We start from the raw sequence: 18,724 nt of genomic DNA on the forward strand, positions 1-18,724 counted from the left end.
GGCCTACTCCAGCAGACGTCCAGTGCTCTCGATGAAACAGGCCGCGCCTTCGATGTCGTCGACGAGCGCCTGGCGTGCGGCGGCTCCGTCACCAGCCTTCACCGCAGCGACGAGACGACGGTGATGTTCGGCTGCGCCGCCCGTTCGCAACCGTTCGGGCGAGGCCTTGAGGTCGAAATTCAGAACCGGCCCGATTTTTAGCCAGAGCCCCTCGATGATCCCCACCAGAGTCGGCAGACGGGTCGCCTCGTAGACGGCGAAGTGGAGCTCCTTATTGGCCCGGACGGCCCGATCTGCATGAGGATCGGAGCTTCGGGCCTCAGCGAGGAACGCCTCTTCGAACTGCCGCATGGCGGCGAGGTCGGATTCCGCACGGCTTCTGGCTGCCTGCTCCGCCGCGAAGCCCTCGACCGCGAGTCTCACGATCGTCAGTTCCCGGAAACGTGCAAGGTTCATCAGCGGCACGCGCACCGCACGGTTCGGCAGCACCTCCAGGGATTGGTCGGCGACAAGCCGCGAGACTGCCTCCCGCACTGGCATCATCGAGACGCCGAGAGCCTCGGCGACGCTACGCAGGGACATCTTCTGCCCGGGGGCGAGTTCACCGCTCATCAGAAGCTCACGTAGCTCGGTATGGACGCGTTCGCCGAGGGTAACACGTTCCAGCCGGCCGATCTGGGCGATGGCCGATGGCGTCTTGGTGGGGCGGGGGCTCGACAAGTTGCTCATTTTCCGACAGTCTAACTGTGATCACAGATCGCGGCAAGTAACGCGACAGCATCATGGGAGGAAGGAAACGGCCATGGCACATTCTGATGACTTGACCCGTCGTATGCTCCTGAAGGGAGCGGCTGGCGCGACTGCGCTTGCAGGCCTCGGGATGCCTGCAATCGTAAAGGCGCAATCTGATGTGATCCGGATCGGACACCTCACGCCTGTAACCGGTTTCCTAGGACCGCTCGGCGAGTTCGCCCAGATGGGCGTCAAGCTCGCCGCAGAGGAAATCAACGCCGCCGGTGGCGTCCTCGGCCGCAAGGTCGAGCTCGTGATCGAGGATTCGGTGAACCCGCAGACTGCCTCTGCCAAAGCCGAGCGCCTGATCGAGCGCGACAAGGTCGCGATGATCATAGGCGAAATCTCTTCCGCCTCGGCTCTGGCCATTGGTCAGGTGGCCAACAGGACCAAGACGGTGTTCATCAACACCGGCGCCAATTCCGACGCCCTGCGCGGTGCGAGCTGCAATCCTTTCATGTTCCACATCGAGGCTGCCAACTCGATGATGGTCACGGCAGTCGGCACGTACCTGAAGACCGAGAACATGATCAAGGGCAAGAAGTGGTACTCCCTCACGGCGGATTATGCCTTCGGCCACGATCTCTTCCGGGTCGCCAAGAAATTCGTGACGGAGAACGGCGGCGAATTCATCGGCGAGGAACTCGTCCCCACCGACGCGACCGACTTCAGCCCCTACCTCCTCAAGATCCGGCAGGCCCAGCCGGATATCGTCGCCTCGAATCTTGCCGGCAATCAGATCACGAACTTCATCAAGCAGTATGCCGAGTACGGTCTCCAGTTCCCGATCACCGGCTTCGGCTTCGACACGGCCGTGGCCTGGGGCGCTGGCAAGGGGAATTTCTCTGGCATCTGGCCGCTGATTTGGCACCACATGGTCGATACGCCATCGTCGAAGAAGTTCGTTGAGACCTTCACCAAGAAGTACGGCAAACCGCCTGAGAACCAGTGCTGGGGCGACTACAACTCCCTCAAGATCGTCGCGCAGTCCTTTACCGAGATGAAAACGGCCGACCCGCAAAAGCTCGCCGAGCACCTGCGAAAAGGCGCGAAGTTTGACATTCTGAAGGGCCGCGAAGGCTATTTCCGGGCCTACGACAACCAGATGGTCCAGGAGATGTATGCCGTTCGTGCGAAGGATGCGGACAAGATGAAGGACCAGTGGGATATCTATGACCCGCTGGGCTCCGTCCCTGGCCTGAACGAGGATCTTGAGGTTCTGGCACCCCCGAAGGACGGAACCTGCAAGATGCAGGCGTGACGCCTCAATCATTGGTCAGGCCGGACGGTTGACCGCCGATCCGGCCGCCAGAAACACGACATTCTGTTTCCCCTCAGTTCCGGCTCCTCGCGGGAGGACGCCTCCAATGACTGGAAAGGGAGTCTCGCGTGGCGTTCGTCTTTCTTCTTGAGCAGGTGCTGAATGGCCTTTTGGTGGGTGCTTACTATCTGCTGATCGCCCTTGGCCTGTCGCTGATCTTCTCGCTGGGCGGAATCGTGAATCTTTCCCACGGCGCGTTCTATGCGGTGGGTGCCTATCTTGCCGTCACGCTGACATCCTGGATTGGCTTTGCCGGCGCATTCGTTGCATCTCCCTTGCTCGTCGCGCTCTTGGGCGTCGTCATCGAGCGCCTGCTATTTCGAAGGTTCTACCGCGCGGATCCCATTCTCAGCCTGCTTTTGACCTTTGGGCTTGCCATGATCATCGAGCAGAGTCTGCGGATCATTTTCGGGGCGTCCCCCCTGCCCTTTTCCATCCCGACGGCTCTCCGGGGACAGGTCTTCCTCGGCAGCTTCATCTATCCGCGCTACCGCCTGATCATCTTCGGGGTAGCCCTCGCCGCTGTCCTCGCGACCTGGTTCCTGGTTTATCGCACCGCCTTTGGCCGTGTGGTCCGGGCCGGAGTGCAAAACCCGGATATGGTGGGAGCGCTCGGCATCTCACTTCAGCCGTACATGACAGCCGTCGCCGCGCTTGGCATCGGACTCGCAGGTCTCGCCGGGGTCCTGCTGGCACCAATATCGGGAGTGCACCCCGCTATGGGAGCGGAGATTCTGACAGCCGCCTTCGTGGTGGTGGTCATCGGTGGGCTAGGGTCATTTTGGGGCGTGATCGCCGCCGCTGCACTCGTAGGCGTAGTGCGCGGCCTCACGATCTACTTCTTCCCACCCGCCGGTGAAGCCTCGATGTACCTGCTGATGGCTCTCGTGCTGCTTTTGCGGCCGCGGGGGCTGCTCGGCGAACGCATCCAGAAATTCGAGTAGATCGATGCGTACGAATTACTGGCCCTTCCTCATTGCAGCGGCAGCGCTCATTCTGCTGCCCTTCGTCCTCGACCCCATCGGCCTGCCGCTTCGCTCGTCGATCGACGTGGTCGTATTCGCCATCGCCTGCCTCGGCCTGAACGTTCTCGTCGGCTACACCGGTCTCATCTCCTTCGGGCACGGCGTCTGGTTCGGGCTTGGGGCTTACGCGGCGGCCTTGAGCCAGCTCCACTGGTTTCCGGAGGGCATCGTTCTTCCGGCTCTCTTCGCCATCGTCTTCATCGCTGGAGCGTCGTCTCTCCTTGGTGCGCTCATCCTGCGGCGCCGGGGCGTCTACTTCTCCCTGCTGACGCTGGCATTGGCGGCCATGCTCTTTGCAGTCGCTTACCGCTGGACCGCGTTGACAGGTGGAGAAAGCGGGCTCGGCGGCGTCGTCCGCACCCGCGCGATTGGCCTCGATCTGAGTTCGGACTGGACCTACTACTGGTTCGTGGCGGCGGTGGCATTTGCCGTCTGCTTTGCCTTGCTGCGCTTCCACAGCTCGCCCGCAGGAAGCGTGCTGGTGGCGATCCGGGAGAACGAGCAACGCGCCCGCTTTCTCGGCTATCCAACCAATCGCTACAAACTTCTCGGATTTGTTGTGTCCGCCACGGTAGTTGGGATTGCAGGTATCCTTTCGGTCTTCAACCATCGCTTCGCCTCAGCCGAGCCCCTCTCGGTTGCATTCTCAGGTGAGTTGATCGCGATGGTGGTGATCGGAGGAATGCGCAGTTTTCTCGGGCCAGCCCTGGGAGCGCTCTTCTACATTCTGTTCCGCGAGTTCCTGTCAATCTGGACCCCGCACTGGCTGCTCTATTTTGGCATCCTCTTCGTCGGGTTCATCGTTCTCTCGCCGACGGGGCTGGTGGGAGTCGCACAACGGATAACAGCTCCGTTCCGGGCCAAGGTTAGGGAAGAAGCCGCCATGGCAGGCCGCACCCTGACCGACGAGCCGCTGCCCCCATTTCTCAAGCCAGCCGGCCATGTGGAGGGCGTCATTCTCGAAGCTCGCGGCATTACAAAGAGCTTTGGTGCGCTCAAGGCCGTCCAGTCGGTCAACATCGCCGTGCGCGACCGCAGTCTCCATGCCCTGATCGGGCCCAATGGCGCCGGAAAGACAACAGCCTTCAATCTGATTTCCGGGTACTACACGCCTGACGAAGGCGACGTCCTCCTCCAAGGCCGGTCCATCGCCGGACTTTCCCCTGAAGCGATCACGCACGCTGGCATCGGACGCTCGTTCCAGATCACGAGCCTCTTCCCGGCCCTGACTGTCGAAGAGAATGTCCGCCTTGCCTTACAGGCCCGCCACCCGCAGCGTTTCAATCCGTGGGTGGCCGCGCGATCAATCAAGCAGATCGAAGCCGAGACCTCAGCGGTCATCCGCTATCTCGGAGTTGCCGGCATCGAGAAGGCCGAGGCGGGCGCCCTCTCTTATGGCGGGCAGCGCCTCCTAGACATGGGCCTGGCGCTTGCCACGAAACCGAGGGTGCTGCTGCTTGATGAGCCGCTCGCCGGTCTAGCCGCCGCTGAGCGCCAGCGCATAGGCGACATCATCAAGCGGATTTCCATGGACATTCCGATGCTGCTCGTCGAGCACGACATCGATCGCGTGTTCCAGATCGCCGATGCCGTTACGGTGATGAATGCGGGTCAGGTGCTGGTTGACGGGACGGTGGAGGATGCCCGCTCCAGCCCGAAAGTCCAAGAAATCTACATAGGCTCCGGCGCAGCGACCATCGCGGCGAAGCCTCGGCAGAGCGCCGTCGAAGCGGCGACCCTGCTCGCCGTAGAGAAGGTCAACACGTTCTACGGCAAGAGCCATGTCCTGACGGACGTGTCCCTTGACGTGCGCCAACATGAGATCTTGGCTCTGTTGGGCCGCAACGGCGCCGGCAAGTCGACCCTGCTCAAAACGCTCATCGGCATTGCACCGCCCGGTTCAGGCTCGATCAGGCTTGATGGCCAAGAGATCGCCGGCCGTCCGTCTTCTGAGATCGCGCGTCTGGGAATTGGCTATGTGCCGCAGGGGCGCGGCCTCTTTGCCGGAATGACTGTGGCTCAAAATCTTGATCTCGGACGGCTCAAGCGCGAGACAGGCCATGGCGTCCGGTGGGATCTGGACAGGATCTTCGACTACTTCCCGCGCATCCGTGAGAGGCTCGAAACCCCGGCGGATTTTCTCTCCGGTGGCGAGCAGCAGATGGTGGCGGTCGCACGCGCCCTCTCGGGCGACGTGAAGGTGCTGCTCCTGGACGAGCCCTTCGAAGGGCTTGCTCCGACCATCATCGAGCAACTATTCGAGAGTTTCGACAAGCTCCGCCATGAAGTTTCGATCATCATTGTCGACCATCACCTGGACCTCGCACTCGCCCTATCCGACCGGACGGTCGCCCTTGAGCGTGGACGGGTGATCCATACAGGTCCATCGAAGGATTTGCGAGACGATCTTGCGCTCCGCCGCAAGGTCCTATGGCTGTAAGCCATGAGGGAGATCAAAGAATGCCGAGTGCTGCAATCATTGGCGCCGGGCTGATAGGCCGATCTTGGGCAATCGTCTTTGCTCGGGCGGGCTGGGAGGTGCGCATCATCGACCCGAACCCCGAGACGCTTGAGAAGGCCCCTGGCCTCGTCCGCGAGGGATTAGAGGAGCTCGCAAGGCATGGCCTCGTTGCCAATTCTGAAAATGCGTCAGCTCATGTTGTCGCCGTATCCTCGCTTGCGGAGGCTGTGACCGGAGCCGACCTCGTGCAGGAGAATGGCCCCGAGATCGCCGAGACCAAACGGCTCATCTTTACGGAGCTGGACCGGCTCGCGCCACCAGACTGCATTCTTGCCTCTTCGACCTCCGCGATTGTTGCGTCCCACTTCACCGAAGGACTGTCGGGCCGGGCCCGCTGCCTCGTAGCCCATCCCGTCAACCCACCCCATCTCGTGCCAGTCGTCGAGCTGTGTGGAGCTCCCTGGACTGCGCCCGAGACAGTCTCTCGGGCGCGAACAATCTATGAGAGTGTCGAGCAGGTACCCATTGTCGTAAACCACGAGGTCGAGGGGTTCGTCCTGAACCGGCTCCAGGGTGCGCTCTTGGCAGAGGCATTCCGGCTCGTCGGAGAGGGCGTAGTGAGCCCGCAGGATCTCGATAAGACGGTCAAGGACGGTCTCGGTTTGCGCTGGTCCTTCCTTGGCCCCTTTGGAACCATCGAGCTCAACGCACCCGGCGGCATCGTTGATTACTGTGATCGCTATACAGGCTTCTACCGGCGTCTCTCGGAAGATGCCGCAAGGCCTCATGTCTGGGACAAGGAGAATGTGAGCCGCATACTGGAGACCTGGGGCGAAGCGCCTGGACCCGATGAGCTCGCACGGCGCTCTGCTTGGCGGGATAAACGCTTGGCTGCGTTGAAGGCCCACAAGAAATCGCAACCAGATCAGTGATCTCCCGAGAGGAACCAAGCCCATGGCCCGCAAAGTCATCATAACATGCGCCGTGACCGGCGCGATCCATACGCCCTCAATGTCTCCTCATCTGCCGATTACGCCTGAGGAGATCGCCGAGGCCGCGATCAGCGCCGCGGAAGCTGGGGCCGCGATCGTGCATCTTCACGCGCGTGACCCAAAGAACGGCAAGCCTGATCAGTCGCCGGAAGCATTCGCCCCCTTCCTGCAGGTTGTGAAGCAGCGTAGCAACTGCGTCATCAACATCACGACAGGTGGCGCACCGACAATGCTGGTGGAGGAGCGGGTTCGCCCTGCGGCTTATTACAAACCCGAAGTTGCATCCCTCAATATGGGCTCAATGAATTTCGGGCTCTACCCGATGCTGAACCGGTTCAAGGATTTCAAGTACGATTGGGAGGAGCAATATCTCGAAGGATCGCGTGACCGCATTTTCCGCAATACCTTCGCTGATATCGAATACATCCTGACGACCTGCGCCGAGAACGGCACCCGTTTCGAGATCGAGTGCTACGATATCGGCCACCTCTACACTCTCGCCCACTTCGTGGACCGAGGTCTCATCAAACCACCTCTCTTCGTCCAAAGCGTCTTCGGTCTTCTGGGTGGCATTGGTCCGCACCCGGAGGACGTAGCTCACATGAAGCGCACGGCCGATCGGTTGTTTGGGAACGATTACCAATGGTCGGTCCTTGGGGCGGGTAAGAACCAGCTTCCCATTGCAGCCCAAGCGGCTGCCATGGGAGGCAGTGTCCGCGTCGGTCTGGAAGACTCCCTCTGGATTGGTCCTGGCAAGCTTGCGGAATCGAATGCGCAGCAGGTAAACATGGCGCGCCAGATTATCGAGGGACTTGGACTGGAAATCGCCACTCCTGACGATGCGCGCAACATGCTGTCGCTCAAAGGAGGTGACCACGTCAATTTCTAGCGCATCAGGCCTGCTTGGATAATCAATCCGGGGCGGTACTTCCAGTTCTTGTTAGGAGAGGCCTGTCAAATACCGGCGTCTCCGGCATCTGCGCTCCTCTGGCCTCGTTCCCAACGCGCAGCCGGTCAGGCCCGGCAATCTGGCTCTATCCCTGACTGGTCCGCTTCCGCAGTTCAGCAATCTGCCGGACATAGGGTGCGCGGCGCTCGAAGTGCCGCTGGCGCACCGTGTCCACGATCATTGCTCTGAGGTTGGGCTTGGCCGTCACCCGGATCCGGGCCAACTCGAACTCATACTCGCCATCGATGTTGGCTAGTGTCGTGGACAAGATAGAAATAAGTTCAGTGACGCGATTATCGTTCGCAGCCTTGTCCATGGGCTTGTGTCCCTCCCTGACCTGTTCTTGAGGCTTGTCTAGCAAACTTGATAGCGCCCCTGACCGGATCGTCTTCAGGCGAACCCATCGCGGAAAGGGTCTAGGTTTCCGGGGTGGCCGTGCATCCGCGCCACCCCCTAGGTGTTCCTCGATTGATTTGGCGTCTCGCCGCCTCTCTGGGCGGCTCTCTCCCTAAACCGCAGGCGCCATCGCTGCATGCCATTAACCTGAGTTAACTTCTGGCCCTCACGGGCACCAGTCGGGGATTCCCTACGGATTGTTCCGTAGGTCCCAGGAAGCACCTGCCGCACCATCGGCGTGCTGAGCAGTTCAGGCGGAATTGGTCCAGTGAATGACCCCACGGCTGCCTACCCCGCTGACTGATGCGAACTCAGGTTGAGCCTCGGGTGACAGAGACCGAATAAATACGATCCTAGCAGGGGAACGCCGGCGCTCAGCCGGAAGAACTCTCGAAGGGGGTACGTAAAGATCCGTCGTAACCCTACCCACCCCTCGGCACTTGTTAATCCAAGTTAATGTCGGCATCTCTTGGGCCTGGAAGCAAGAACAACAAGAGAAAACGATGCCCGATAGGCCCTACCAGAACTATCGCATGTACTCGGCGAGCCTCGATGCCATGATGAGAGAAGTTCTCCATACGCTAGGTGACATTGACTTTGCAGTTGAGGTCGAATTGGAAAACGTTGAAGCGAGTGCTCGCGATCCAAAGGTCAGAGAGCACATCAAGAGCAAGATCAAAGCCGCTCATGGGGAGAGGCGCCAGCCGTATGTGGATCTGCTGGAAACGCTGCGGCGGCAACAGCACCGCCAGTCCTTCGCTGCCTAGCGCATCGGAAGGGCGGACCAGGCGGCAGTGTAAGCGCGGCCAACGCGTACGGATACCCCTGTCTTTGGCACAGACGTGCTTGTGAGCATCATTCACCCATCAAACCGGAAGGAAAATAATGATCCAGGTTCGTGTAGAGCTGGGCTCCCTCATCAGAGCCTGCGAGGCCGCAGCCCAGACGCACATTGAGTATGCGCGGCACGCCCATACCGAGTTCCAGCGTTCGTTCCATGAGCGGCGCGCTGCCGAGGCGCTCCAGAAAGCTCGCAAATATCGGCAGGAGCTGCAACAACTCTCCCATGCGAGCTGACGAGGGCACATGCATCGTGGCCGTGCAGGCCGAGAAATCCGCCGAGCGGCCTGAGCTTCTCTGGTTCCGATAAGAGCGCTCTCGGCTCACCAGCCGGGAGCGTAGACGTTATGAGAGTCAAGAGATCACGCGCTAGGTTTTCGATACCTTATCTGCCGTCTGCTGCCAGTTGAGAGGTTTTTGGATTTGCACCTGCGCCGCAGCAGGGTTGCAGCGTCTAACGCCCCCGCCTTTGCGGATATGGAGTGCGATCCAATTTTACTCTGCTGCCTCCCAGCCAGGGCTGGGCGTCTGTGGGCAGCCGCCTATAATGCTCACCCAGCACTGGTTTCTTGTCATGACGCCCCTGTACTATCTCCATATTCGAAACGTGGACAAGCTTGAGGTGGATCCGGACGGCACAGAGCTGCCTGATCTCGAGGCCGCCTTGGCGGAAGCCGTGAAAGTGGCTCGAGAACTCTTAGACGAAGTGCATGACCTGGGGCCAGATGCGGTCATCGAGGTTGCTGATGGATCTGGGGAAACAATCCTCACTGTTCCATTCTCAGATGCAGTCCGGCCGCATTAGAGATGAGGGTCGTGCCATTTCTTATCACCTGCGTGATCAGCCTTGCCGATCCTGCGGTTTGGGCTGCAAGCCTGCCGCAACAGCAATCTGCACCAACTCTGGAAGGCTTTGAGCATCCAGCCGTTCCATGATGCGGGCCCGGTGCGCCTCCACCGTCCGCGGGCTGAGCCCAAGGTCGCGCGCAATCGTCTTGTTCGTGCCCCCGGCCAGCAGCCCGTCCAGCACCTCCCGCTCGCGCGGCGGCAGCGCCGCAAAGAGCGCCTTCACGCGCTCGGTGGCCTGATCCCGCTCGGCTCGCTCGCGAATATTCGCCTGAGCCGCGGCGAGTGCATCGAGAAGCTGATCAGGGTGATAGGGCACATCGAGGAAATCGGCCGCTCCCGCCTTCATCGCCCGGACCCCGACCGCAACATCCCCGCGGGCCTCACCTATCACAATCACCGGCAGGCCCGCACGTCGGGCCTTCAGCTCTCTTGGGACCGCCAGATCGCCCGCTTCCGAATCGCGGATATCGAGCACTACACTGCCGGGCACCAGCACTGGCGCCACCTCCAGGAAGGATTGCGCCGAGGTGAACAGCTTCACCGCGTAGCCGGCCCCTTCGAGCAGGAGGCATAGGTCTCGTCGAGAGGCTTCATCGCTATCCACCACGTAGACTGTCGAGCCATCGTGTTGGGTAATGTCCTTGGCAATACCGGCGATCCGCCGAACCTTCTGATCCTCGTCAATGATCGGGAAACTGGTGGCGTGGATGTGACGCATGCTCCCATCTGGTCGAACAATGCGGTACTCCTGGACGACGGTGTCGCCGCGTAGAACCCGCTCGTTCGTCAGGAGCGCGCGCTCCCGGTCCTCCGGATGGAGGGTTTCGGCCCATTGATCACGGTGCCGGAACATCTCCAGTGCCCAGCCCCAGACACGCTCGAAAACAGGGCTAACATATTCCATCTGCAATGTCTCGGCATTCATTATCCAGAGCATGTCGGTCGAGTGCTCGGCGAACTGGCGGAAACGCGCCTCGCTATCCCGCAGATCCGTTTCAGCCCGGGCGCGGAGGACCGAAGTCCAGGTGCGTTCGGCTACTTCCTGCACCAGCGTCGCTTCGTCATCACGCCAATGACGGGGCTCAGCTTGGTGGACGAAGAGTGCCGCAACCAGGCGGCCGTCTCGAATGAGCGGTGCGATGATCGTGGCCCGCTTGTTGGCACGGAGAAACGCGGCGGCAACCTGCTCGTCCGCCGTGCGGGCATCCGTCGAGGCATCGTCGACGCGGACCGTGTGTCCCGCACGCAGCTCGTTCTCAATGAACAGACCGACATCGCTCATGCGGTACTGACCGACAAAGGTGGGAGTTGCTCCTTCAGCCCAGTCGCGCTCGACCGTAAAGGAACTGCCGATCTCGCTCAGCTCGGCATATCCGACCCGACTAGCCCTCAAGTGCCGGCCGAGCAACTCGGCTGCCGTGGCCATGACTCCACGGGCGTCAGGGAGTCCGCGCAATTGAGTGCTCAGCTCGACTAGGAACCGGAGCCGCTGCTCACCAAACACGCGCTCGGTGGTCTCATGGATGACGATGAGGACGCCCTCCACGTCGCCGGTCTCGGCCATGACAGGGCTGAACGAGGCATTCCACCAGGTCTCCTCGGGATAACCCTTTCGTTGCACAATCCAGACCGGCACGTCCTGGATGTAAGTTGCGTCGCCGTTTCGTGCCTGCACGACGAGCGGCGCGGCCACATCCCAAATCTCGGTCCAGACCTGTGGCAGGGGCTGCCCAAGTGCCTCTGGCCTGATCCCGCGGAGCGGAAGACAGGCGTCATTGTAGAAGGTGATCAACTGCTGTCCCCACAGCAGATAGGTGGGCATCTTGGATCGTAGCATGTTGCTGAGCGTAACGCGGAGCGAAGGGGGCCAAGTCTCAGGAGTTCCAAGCGGCGAGGCTGACCAGTCAAACGCCTGGATGCGGTCTCCCATGGTGCCGCCACCGGTCAGAAACTGCATGCTGCTCAAGCCGCGGACCTCCTGTCTTCACGGTTGATTATGGCAGTCCAAACTTAGCTATATTGCGCCGTCTTTCATGCCCCCGGCGTATAGCCTTCCATCGCTCACGGGGGAACGGCCTAATCGACGGCACGTTCCGTATTCCTACGTTGGAATATCCCGACATGACCGAGCGGATGTATCGGAGTATTGCTGCGTTACCGGTACCGCGATTTTTGCCCCTACGGGCGGGATCTTGAAGCGCCTCTGCGATGACGGACGCTTTCTTTTTGCATTCGCGGGAGGTTCAGGAGATCCGACCTCACACAGCTCACGATCAGGGATCACACGACGTCTGTCGAGGCCATAGGTAAAGCTCCAGCTCCGAAGTGGCAGATTTATCCTCAAGGTCTCTTCTGGGTTTCCTCTGCCGATCCGATGACCTCTAGGAACGTCTGGATACGCAAGGATTGCTGCCCTCGGGCTTAGATGTTTGAGGAAGGCCATTTATGGAATGAAACGCAGAGCTAGTGGTGTGAGTTAGAGGTTTCTTGGCAGGTCGTGTCGGCGTTGGTGGTGTATGATCCCACACGCTGGAGGCGATCATGCCCAACCGCCCGGCCTATCGGATTGCCTTGAAGGACCTGGATCGTGCTGTCCTGGAGACCTGGGCCCGCCGACGCAAGACGGCACAGGCGCTCAGCCTGCGGGCACGCATCATCCTCGCCTGTGCGGAGCCGGACGCGACCAACAGCGGCGTGGCACGAGCCCTGGGCGTGAGCCGCCCAACCGTGCAGACCTGGCGCCAGCGCTTTGCCCGGCACGGCCCCGACGGCCTGCTGGATGAGCCCCGGCCGGGCGCCCCTCGCCGCATCAGCGATGCGGACGTGGAGCGGGTGGTCACTCTCACCCTGGAGGCCGAGCCGACCGGAGCGGCCACCCATTGGAGCACGCGCTCTCTGGCCAAAGCCTCAGGCATGAGCCAGTCCGCGGTCAGCCGGATCTGGCGCGCCTTCGCGTTGCAGCCGCATCGCCAGGAGACCTTCAAGCTCTCGCGCGATCCGCTCTTTATCGACAAGGTGCGCGATATCGTTGGGCTTTATCTGAACCCGCCTGATCGGGCGTTGGTGCTGTGCGTGGACGAGAAGCCCCAGATCCAGGCCAAGTCGCCCACCGCCCCGATCCTGCCCATGCGCCCGGGTCAGGTTGAGCGTCACACGCATGATTACGTGCGCCACGGCACCACGGATCTGTTTGCCGCTCTGGATATCTGCTCCGGCCGGGTGGTGGGCGAGTGCCGGGCGCGTCACACGGCCCAGGACTTTCGCGCCTTTCTGGACATCATCGACCAGACGGTGCCGGAGGGGTTGGAGGTGCATGTGGTGCTCGACAACGCGGCAACCCACAAGACGCCGCTGATCCACCGCTGGCTGGCCCAACGCCCACGCTATCACCGGCACTTCACGCCCACCTCCGCGTCCTGGCTGAACATGGTCGAGGGCTGGTTTGCGCTGCTGACCCGACGTCAGCTCCAGCGGGGCGCCTTTCGCAGCACGCATGCCTTGGAGATCGCGATCCGCCGCTACATCGAGGCGAGCAATGCCGATGCCAAGCCGTTCGTGTGGACCAAAACCGCTGACGACATCCTCGACAGTCTCAAACGCTTCTGTCAGCGGACTTCTAACTCACACCACTAGGCTAAATTGCTCAGCCTTCTCACGTGGTGCGAAATCAAGAATCTTTACCTTCTCGGCCTAGATTGATGGTCCAGCAGAATGAAGGACTCCGCATGATCTATGAACTGCGCATCTACCACTGTCTTCCAGGCCGCCTGCCCGCATTGCTGAAGCGTTTCGAAAACACCACAATGGGCCTGTGGGAGAAACACGGCATAAGGCAGGCTGGGTTCTGGACCGTGAAGGTAGGCGAGTCTAACCATGATCTTTATTACATGCTCGCCTGGGACTCGATGGGTGAGTGCGAGACCAAGTGGAATGCCTTCGCGACCGATCCTGCCTGGATTGCCGCCCGCACCGAAAGTGAGAGGGATGGGCCAATCGTAGCCTCGATCAGCAACTCGTTCCTAAGCCCGACGTCATTTTCATCCGTCAAATAGTCGTTACACCGTTTTATGCAGGCGCGACGAATCCTTTGTCGCGCCTTGATGCACCTGAGGTCGATCATGTCGTGCCTGGGTAGGTCTGCTTTTCCTGCGGTTCGCTGCAAAACCGGCCGACCGCTAACCACCCGTCTCGGACGTGCTCGTAAATAACAATTTTGGTACCGTTCTCTGACAGCGCGAATTTCCGATAATCTCTTTCTGGAACAGGGAGACTTGGCGTCGGATCAGTTTGTGTCCGCCATGGGTCAACCCGAGCCTTTGAGGTTGGCCTTATGAAGGTCAGCTTACCCTATGACTACGGAAGTTCGGCTTTCGTCTGCCGCTTGCCATGAACGGACATTCCCCTAATCTGACAGTCTACTCGATTTTCCAATGGTATCCTTGAAGGTGACAAAGGCCGGCTATGAGTAACTGCTCTGCGGCTTCCGTAGTCGCGGTGGTGAACCGGCCGGACGATAGTGCCGGCCGGTTCCATTGCTTTATGAGGCTTTTGATAGCAGAGTCTCGTCTGACTTCGCGACGCCGTAGCGCTCGGCCGGCAAGCGATGGGACAGGTTGGGACCGAGCGCGGCGCGAGCGGTCTTAAACGCTAACCAGTCATCGATGTCCGGCAGTGCAGGGATCGTGACCCGCTCACCTTGATCGAGGCCCGCGAGCGCGGCATCGACCATGTCGCCCGTTTCCATCACCACCTCCTGCGGCAGGGTGTTGATGTCGATCCCGCCCTTCGCCCACAGTTCCGTGCGCGTGGCTCCCGGCAGTACAGCCTGCACACGTACGCCGTAAGGCGCGAGTTCGCTGTCGAGGCCCTCACTGAAGGCGAGAAGATAAGCCTTAGTCGCGCTGTAGCCGACACTAATGGCAGGCTGATCACCGCGGATGCCGGCTACTGAGGCGATATTGACGATGTCACCCCTGCGCCGCTGCGCAAGACCCGGCGCAACGGCCTGCGCCAAGCGCGTTGCCACTGTCACGTTAAGCTGGATCATCGCCTCGAGACGTTCGGGGTCCATGTCGATGGTGGGTCCAGCAATGGCCGTGCCAGCGTTGTTGACGAGCATGGTGATGTCGTCCGCCTGTAGGCGCGTCGCTACCTTACGGGTGTCATTTGCATTGGCGAGATCGGCAGGCAGGACCTCGATCGTTGCACTGGTCTCGCCTCGCAGACGGGAGGCAAGCGCATTTAGCTTCGTCTCGTCCCGTGCAACGAGTACGAGATCGTATCCGCGTCGTGCGAGGCGGTCGGCATAAACCGCGCCGATTCCTGCCGAAGCGCCGGTGATAAGCGCTGTTCCTTGATTTTGGGTCATTGTTCTGTCCTTCGGTTGAGAGAAAGTACGCACTACGTGAGTCGCGATGCGCGTTCAGGCGGTGCGCTCGACAGCAATGGCCGTGGCTTCGCCACCGCCGATGCAGAGCGAGGCAACACCTCGCGACAGTCCATGATGCTCCAGCGCATGGAGCAGGGTCACGATGAGCCGTGCACCCGTGGCGCCGATGGGATGGCCCAAGGCGCAGGCGCCGCCGTTTATGTTGAGAATGTCGCGCGGAATGCCGAGATCGCGCTGCGCCGCCATAGCAACAGCAGCAAAAGCCTCGTTGATCTCGAATAGATCGACGTCCCCGATGCTCCAGCCGGCCTTATCGAGAAGCTTTCGAATAGCCGGGATCGGAGCCGTGGTGAACCAGGCCGGGTCCTGGGAATGCGTTGCATGGGCGAGGATCTCCGCAACGATGGGAAGTCCTTCACGTTCGCCACCGAGCGACGTGTCAGTACGAGGGCTGCGGCCCCATCGGCATTGGCGGAGGAACTCGCCGCCGTGATGGTGCCATTCGATCGGAAAGCCGGCCTCAACGACGGGATTTTCTCTGGTGAAACTCTCAACGGGTTCTCATCCGTGTCGATGATCGTATCGCCGGTCTTTCCTGGAATACTGACTGGAACGATCTCGTTGATGAAAGCGCCCTCGTCGACCGCAGTCCGCGCACGGGTCAGTGTCTCTATGGCATAAGCATCCTGCTCGGCTCGGCTGAATTGGTACGCCTCGGCCGTTGCCTCCCCGAAATCGCCCATGGACCGGCCGCCCTCATAGGCGTCCTCCAGACCGTCCATCATCATGTGGTCGATGATCCGGTCGTGACCGGCCCGGTAGCCGCCACGCGCCTTGGTTTGCAAATATGGGGCGTTGGACATCGACTCCATGCCGCCCGCCACAACGATCTCGGCCGATCCGGCGAGGATAAGGTCGTGTGCCAGCATAGTCGCCTTCATGCCTGAGCCGCACACCTTGTTGACCGTCGTGGCGCCCACCGCATCCGGCAGCCCCGCTCTCCGCGCGGCTTGCCGGGCCGGCGCCTGACCTTGTCCGGCCGGCAGCACACAACCCATGAGGACCTCGCTCACGTTCGCAGGTTTAAGACCGGCACGCTCCAGCGCGGCGCGGATGACATGGCGGCCGAGGGCCGGAGCCGTCACTCCGGACAGGCTTCCTTGGAAGCGCCCAAGCGGGGTCCTAGCCGCGGAAGCGATGACAACAGGATCGTGCGATCGCATAAGCGCCTCCTTTGTATGATGCTTGACATATGATATGATAACCATAATGTAAAGGCCGGTCAGATATGAGGTATGAGCATGCGTTACGAGAAGGGTCACAGGGCGCAGACGCGCAAACGCGTGCTGGGCGTGGCGTCAGCGCGTTTCCGGGCTCGAGGCATCGAGGCGACAGGCGTTGCCGGTCTCATGGCCGATGCGGGCCTGACCCACGGCGGCTTCTATGCTCACTTCAAGTCGAAGGACGATCTCGTTCGCGAAGCCATCACTGAGGCTCATGCGCGCAGCCGTGCGACTTGGACCAAGGAAGTGCAAGCTGCCAAGGAACGCGGTGAGGACGGGCTGGAAGTCATCGTGCGCCGATACCTGCGAACAGCGCATCGCGACCGACCGGAGGCCGGCTGCGCCATTGCGGCCCTAGCTCAAGAGGTCGCCCGCAACGACCTCAAGACTCGCGATGTCATGGCCCACGCGGCGGACGAGATCGTGGCGATCATCGCTTCTGAACTGCCCTCTTCCTTGTCGGAGGAGAAGGCACGAGAAACCGCTTATGCGATCTTCGGTCTCTTGATCGGAGCGCTCCAGCTCGCGCGCGTTACGACAGACAAGGCCCTTTCCGAGTCGATCCTGCAATCCGGACAGGATGCTGCTCTTCGGCTTGCACGTCCGGGCACGTGATGGACTTCAGCACCGGCTGGCCTGTTCGCGCAGCCTACATCGACCATTCAATAATCAGTGTTGGTTCCTCGTCCTCGCCGCGGGAACACTTTGCCTCCGTCGAGAACGAAAGGGCTGTCCCATGATCTCATCTCCCATCGCAGCCATGTTCGCCCGCCGCAACATCCATTACGGCTGGGTGGTCGTTGCTGTGACGTTCCTGACCATGCTCGTGACTGCAGGTGCGGTCGGCGCACCTGGCGTGCTTATCCTGCCCCTGCAGCAGGAATTCGGGTGGAAGACATCGGAGATCTCTTCCGCACTTGCCATCCGCCTCCTGCTCTTCGGCCTGATGGGGCCATTCGCGGCAGCGCTCATGAACCGCTACGGTGTCAGACGGATGGCTCTTTCCGCTCTTGCTCTCATCGCGGCCGGGCTATTGCTGTCGCTCGCCATGACTCGGATTTGGCAGCTCATTCTGCTCTGGGGCATTGTCGTAGGCTTCGGCACAGGCCTGACGGCCCTGGTGCTTGGCGCAACCGTTGCGACGCGCTGGTTCTCGGAGCGGCGTGGACTGGTGATTGGCCTGCTCACTGCCAGTTCGGCCACCGGTCAACTCGTGTTCCTGCCGATCCTGGCCAGTCTTACGGAACAGGTGGGCTGGCGGCCTGCCGTTGCGCTCATCTGCGGATTGCTCGCTCTGGCGGCGCTCCTTGTCTTTGCTCTCATGCGCGACCGTCCGTCCGATCTTGGTCTCGTGGCTTACGGCGAAAAGCAAAGCACTTCCATTCAACCTAGCCCCTCGGGCTCCATCTCGCCGATCACGGCGCTGAGGGATGCGGCGCGAACCCGCGAATTCTGGGTTCTGTTCAGCACATTCTTTATCTGCGGAGCCAGCACCAACGGTTTGATCCAGACGCATTTCGTCTCACTTTGCTCTGATTACGGGTTGGCTGCAGTCGGAGCCGCGAGCGTGCTGGCCATGATGGGCCTATTCGACTTCTTCGGCACGGTGGGATCGGGCTGGCTTTCTGATCGCTACGACAATCGGTGGCTGCTCTTCTGGTACTATGGTCTGCGTGGTCTCTCCCTGCTTTATCTGCCCTTCACCGACTTCTCGTTCTATGGCCTGTCGCTCTTTGCCGTATTCTACGGCCTCGACTGGATCGCGACCGTCCCGCCGACCGTGAAACTGACGGCGATGAAGTTCGGGCGTGAGCGCGCTAACCTCGTATTCGGATGGGTCTTCGCTGGGCATCAGCTCGGAGCCGCAGCGGCAGCTTTCGGCGGCGGTCTCTCCCGCACGACCCTTGATACATACCTTCCCGCTTTCTTCGCGGCCGGCGGACTTTGCCTTATCGCAGCCTCGCTTGTCCTGACGTTGACGACAGGGACGGAGAAGCAAGCTACCGTCGCGGCTGCCCCAGCAAGAAGCTAGGTCTGAGGGAGGCACGGGGCAGGCAAACGATCTTGGCCCATCCAAAAACTCTCAATCGGAAGGTCTGGAAAGGGTCTTGGTCGTGTCAAAACGCTTTGGCCGAAGACAGATCGCGGCTTCCCCGCTCCAGAGCCCTTTACCATCACCGGCGAGCGCGGATTGGCTTATCGGCGATCGAATGAGGCTTCCATTGTCTCTGGCGCGAGGATCCAGCGTGTCACGGGCTTAATGGCACGAGCACAGCCCGGCCCCTAGGCCCTGAGGGCGGCCATCAGCGGCTGGATGCCCAGGATGTTCAGCACCCGGGTGAGATTGTAGGCCAGCACGTGCAGGGCCATCTCGCTGGCCACCTTCGGCAAGGTCTTCTGCAGGAAGTGGGTGGCGCCCATGCGCAG

16 protein-coding genes and 1 pseudogene are annotated in these 18,724 nt (G+C 61.0%); 11 read left to right on the plus strand and 6 right to left on the minus strand.

The features are described 5' to 3' along the window. Nucleotides 1-3: 3 nt before the first annotated feature. Complete coding sequence (locus OCW50_RS25295) at nucleotides 4-720, minus strand: GntR family transcriptional regulator (protein WP_262299442.1); 717 nt, start codon at nucleotides 718-720, stop codon at nucleotides 4-6. Nucleotides 721-802: 82 nt separating this feature from the next. Between OCW50_RS25295 and OCW50_RS25300 the strand changes: the two genes are divergently transcribed. The 5 genes from OCW50_RS25300 (at nucleotide 803) to kce (ending at nucleotide 7,480) form a co-directional block, all read left to right on the plus strand. Beyond that, nucleotides 803-2,053, plus strand: coding sequence for an ABC transporter substrate-binding protein (locus tag OCW50_RS25300; RefSeq protein WP_262273656.1), 1,251 nt, complete (start codon nucleotides 803-805; stop codon nucleotides 2,051-2,053). A gap of 128 nt (nucleotides 2,054-2,181) precedes the next feature. After that, entirely contained in the window at nucleotides 2,182-3,057 is an 876-nt protein-coding gene (locus OCW50_RS25305; protein WP_262299443.1) for a branched-chain amino acid ABC transporter permease, read from the plus strand. 4 nt (nucleotides 3,058-3,061) lie between these two features. Beyond that, on the plus strand, nucleotides 3,062-5,578 hold the full coding sequence (locus tag OCW50_RS25310; protein WP_262299444.1) for a branched-chain amino acid ABC transporter ATP-binding protein/permease: 2,517 nt from the start codon (nucleotides 3,062-3,064) through the stop codon (nucleotides 5,576-5,578). 20 nt (nucleotides 5,579-5,598) lie between these two features. Next, a complete protein-coding gene (locus OCW50_RS25315; RefSeq protein WP_262299445.1) occupies nucleotides 5,599-6,531 on the plus strand; it encodes a 3-hydroxyacyl-CoA dehydrogenase in 933 nt (310 codons plus the stop codon). A gap of 22 nt (nucleotides 6,532-6,553) precedes the next feature. After that, nucleotides 6,554-7,480 (plus strand): 3,5-dioxohexanoate:acetyl-CoA acetone transferase, encoded by a 927-nt coding sequence (gene kce, locus OCW50_RS25320; RefSeq protein WP_262299446.1) that lies wholly within the window; start codon nucleotides 6,554-6,556, stop codon nucleotides 7,478-7,480. 145 nt (nucleotides 7,481-7,625) lie between these two features. Here kce and OCW50_RS25325 read toward each other — a convergent pair whose 3' ends face one another. After that, entirely contained in the window at nucleotides 7,626-7,856 is a 231-nt protein-coding gene (locus OCW50_RS25325) for a hypothetical protein (RefSeq protein WP_262299447.1), read from the minus strand. 583 nt (nucleotides 7,857-8,439) lie between these two features. On the opposite strand from OCW50_RS25325, the gene OCW50_RS25330 reads away from it, so the two are divergent. Further along, nucleotides 8,440-8,703 carry a hypothetical protein gene (locus OCW50_RS25330; protein WP_262299448.1) on the plus strand — a complete coding sequence of 88 codons (264 nt, stop codon included), beginning with the start codon at nucleotides 8,440-8,442 and terminating at the stop codon, nucleotides 8,701-8,703. An 88-nt stretch (nucleotides 8,704-8,791) separates the two neighbouring features. On the opposite strand, the gene OCW50_RS25335 is transcribed toward OCW50_RS25330, so the two are convergent. Continuing rightward, entirely contained in the window at nucleotides 8,792-8,992 is a 201-nt protein-coding gene (locus OCW50_RS25335) for a hypothetical protein (RefSeq protein ID WP_262299449.1), read from the minus strand. Between the two features lie 331 nt (nucleotides 8,993-9,323). On the opposite strand from OCW50_RS25335, the gene OCW50_RS25340 reads away from it, so the two are divergent. Then, entirely contained in the window at nucleotides 9,324-9,581 is a 258-nt protein-coding gene (locus tag OCW50_RS25340) for a DUF6894 family protein (RefSeq protein ID WP_262299450.1), read from the plus strand. Nucleotides 9,582-9,617: 36 nt separating this feature from the next. Here the strand turns inward: OCW50_RS25340 and OCW50_RS25345 are convergent, their stop codons facing one another. After that, on the minus strand, nucleotides 9,618-11,582 hold the full coding sequence (locus tag OCW50_RS25345; protein WP_262299455.1) for a PAS domain S-box protein: 1,965 nt from the start codon (nucleotides 11,580-11,582) through the stop codon (nucleotides 9,618-9,620). Nucleotides 11,583-12,166: 584 nt separating this feature from the next. On the opposite strand from OCW50_RS25345, the gene OCW50_RS25350 reads away from it, so the two are divergent. Both OCW50_RS25350 and OCW50_RS25355 read left to right on the plus strand, forming a co-directional pair. Further along, nucleotides 12,167-13,258: an IS630 family transposase gene (locus OCW50_RS25350; protein WP_262299451.1), complete on the plus strand. Its 1,092-nt coding sequence runs from the start codon at nucleotides 12,167-12,169 to the stop codon at nucleotides 13,256-13,258. Between the two features lie 92 nt (nucleotides 13,259-13,350). Further along, complete coding sequence (locus tag OCW50_RS25355) at nucleotides 13,351-13,677, plus strand: NIPSNAP family protein (protein ID WP_262299452.1); 327 nt, start codon at nucleotides 13,351-13,353, stop codon at nucleotides 13,675-13,677. 485 nt (nucleotides 13,678-14,162) lie between these two features. Here the strand turns inward: OCW50_RS25355 and OCW50_RS25360 are convergent, their stop codons facing one another. After that, nucleotides 14,163-14,993 (minus strand): SDR family NAD(P)-dependent oxidoreductase, encoded by an 831-nt coding sequence (locus OCW50_RS25360; RefSeq protein ID WP_262299453.1) that lies wholly within the window; start codon nucleotides 14,991-14,993, stop codon nucleotides 14,163-14,165. Between the two features lie 54 nt (nucleotides 14,994-15,047). Beyond that, nucleotides 15,048-16,237: pseudogene (locus OCW50_RS25365) on the minus strand (acetyl-CoA C-acyltransferase). A gap of 78 nt (nucleotides 16,238-16,315) precedes the next feature. On the opposite strand from OCW50_RS25365, the gene OCW50_RS25370 reads away from it, so the two are divergent. Both OCW50_RS25370 and OCW50_RS25375 read left to right on the plus strand, forming a co-directional pair. After that, nucleotides 16,316-16,912 carry a TetR/AcrR family transcriptional regulator gene (locus OCW50_RS25370; protein WP_262299454.1) on the plus strand — a complete coding sequence of 199 codons (597 nt, stop codon included), beginning with the start codon at nucleotides 16,316-16,318 and terminating at the stop codon, nucleotides 16,910-16,912. A gap of 121 nt (nucleotides 16,913-17,033) precedes the next feature. Continuing rightward, on the plus strand, nucleotides 17,034-18,329 hold the full coding sequence (locus OCW50_RS25375) for an MFS transporter (RefSeq protein ID WP_262299456.1): 1,296 nt from the start codon (nucleotides 17,034-17,036) through the stop codon (nucleotides 18,327-18,329). Nucleotides 18,330-18,724 lie beyond the last annotated feature (395 nt).

The organism is Microvirga sesbaniae, assembly GCF_025460805.1.
GTDB classification, from domain to species: Bacteria; Pseudomonadota; Alphaproteobacteria; order Rhizobiales; family Beijerinckiaceae; genus Microvirga; species Microvirga sesbaniae.

Excerpts from the sequence above, each read along its gene's own strand:
- OCW50_RS25300 (WP_262273656.1), top strand. The coding sequence starts at position 803 with ATGGCACATTCTGATGACTTGACCCGTCGTATGCTCCTGAAGGGAGCG.
- OCW50_RS25310 (WP_262299444.1), top strand. The coding sequence starts at position 3,062 with ATGCGTACGAATTACTGGCCCTTCCTCATTGCAGCGGCAGCGCTCATT.
- OCW50_RS25315 (WP_262299445.1), top strand. The coding sequence starts at position 5,599 with ATGCCGAGTGCTGCAATCATTGGCGCCGGGCTGATAGGCCGATCTTGG.
- kce (WP_262299446.1), top strand. The coding sequence starts at position 6,554 with ATGGCCCGCAAAGTCATCATAACATGCGCCGTGACCGGCGCGATCCAT.
- OCW50_RS25325 (WP_262299447.1), bottom strand. The coding sequence starts at position 7,856 with ATGGACAAGGCTGCGAACGATAATCGCGTCACTGAACTTATTTCTATC.
- OCW50_RS25330 (WP_262299448.1), top strand. The coding sequence starts at position 8,440 with ATGCCCGATAGGCCCTACCAGAACTATCGCATGTACTCGGCGAGCCTC.
- OCW50_RS25340 (WP_262299450.1), top strand. The coding sequence starts at position 9,324 with ATGCTCACCCAGCACTGGTTTCTTGTCATGACGCCCCTGTACTATCTC.
- OCW50_RS25345 (WP_262299455.1), bottom strand. The coding sequence starts at position 11,582 with ATGCAGTTTCTGACCGGTGGCGGCACCATGGGAGACCGCATCCAGGCG.
- OCW50_RS25350 (WP_262299451.1), top strand. The coding sequence starts at position 12,167 with ATGCCCAACCGCCCGGCCTATCGGATTGCCTTGAAGGACCTGGATCGT.
- OCW50_RS25355 (WP_262299452.1), top strand. The coding sequence starts at position 13,351 with ATGATCTATGAACTGCGCATCTACCACTGTCTTCCAGGCCGCCTGCCC.
- OCW50_RS25360 (WP_262299453.1), bottom strand. The coding sequence starts at position 14,993 with ATGACCCAAAATCAAGGAACAGCGCTTATCACCGGCGCTTCGGCAGGA.
- OCW50_RS25370 (WP_262299454.1), top strand. The coding sequence starts at position 16,316 with ATGCGTTACGAGAAGGGTCACAGGGCGCAGACGCGCAAACGCGTGCTG.
- OCW50_RS25375 (WP_262299456.1), top strand. The coding sequence starts at position 17,034 with ATGATCTCATCTCCCATCGCAGCCATGTTCGCCCGCCGCAACATCCAT.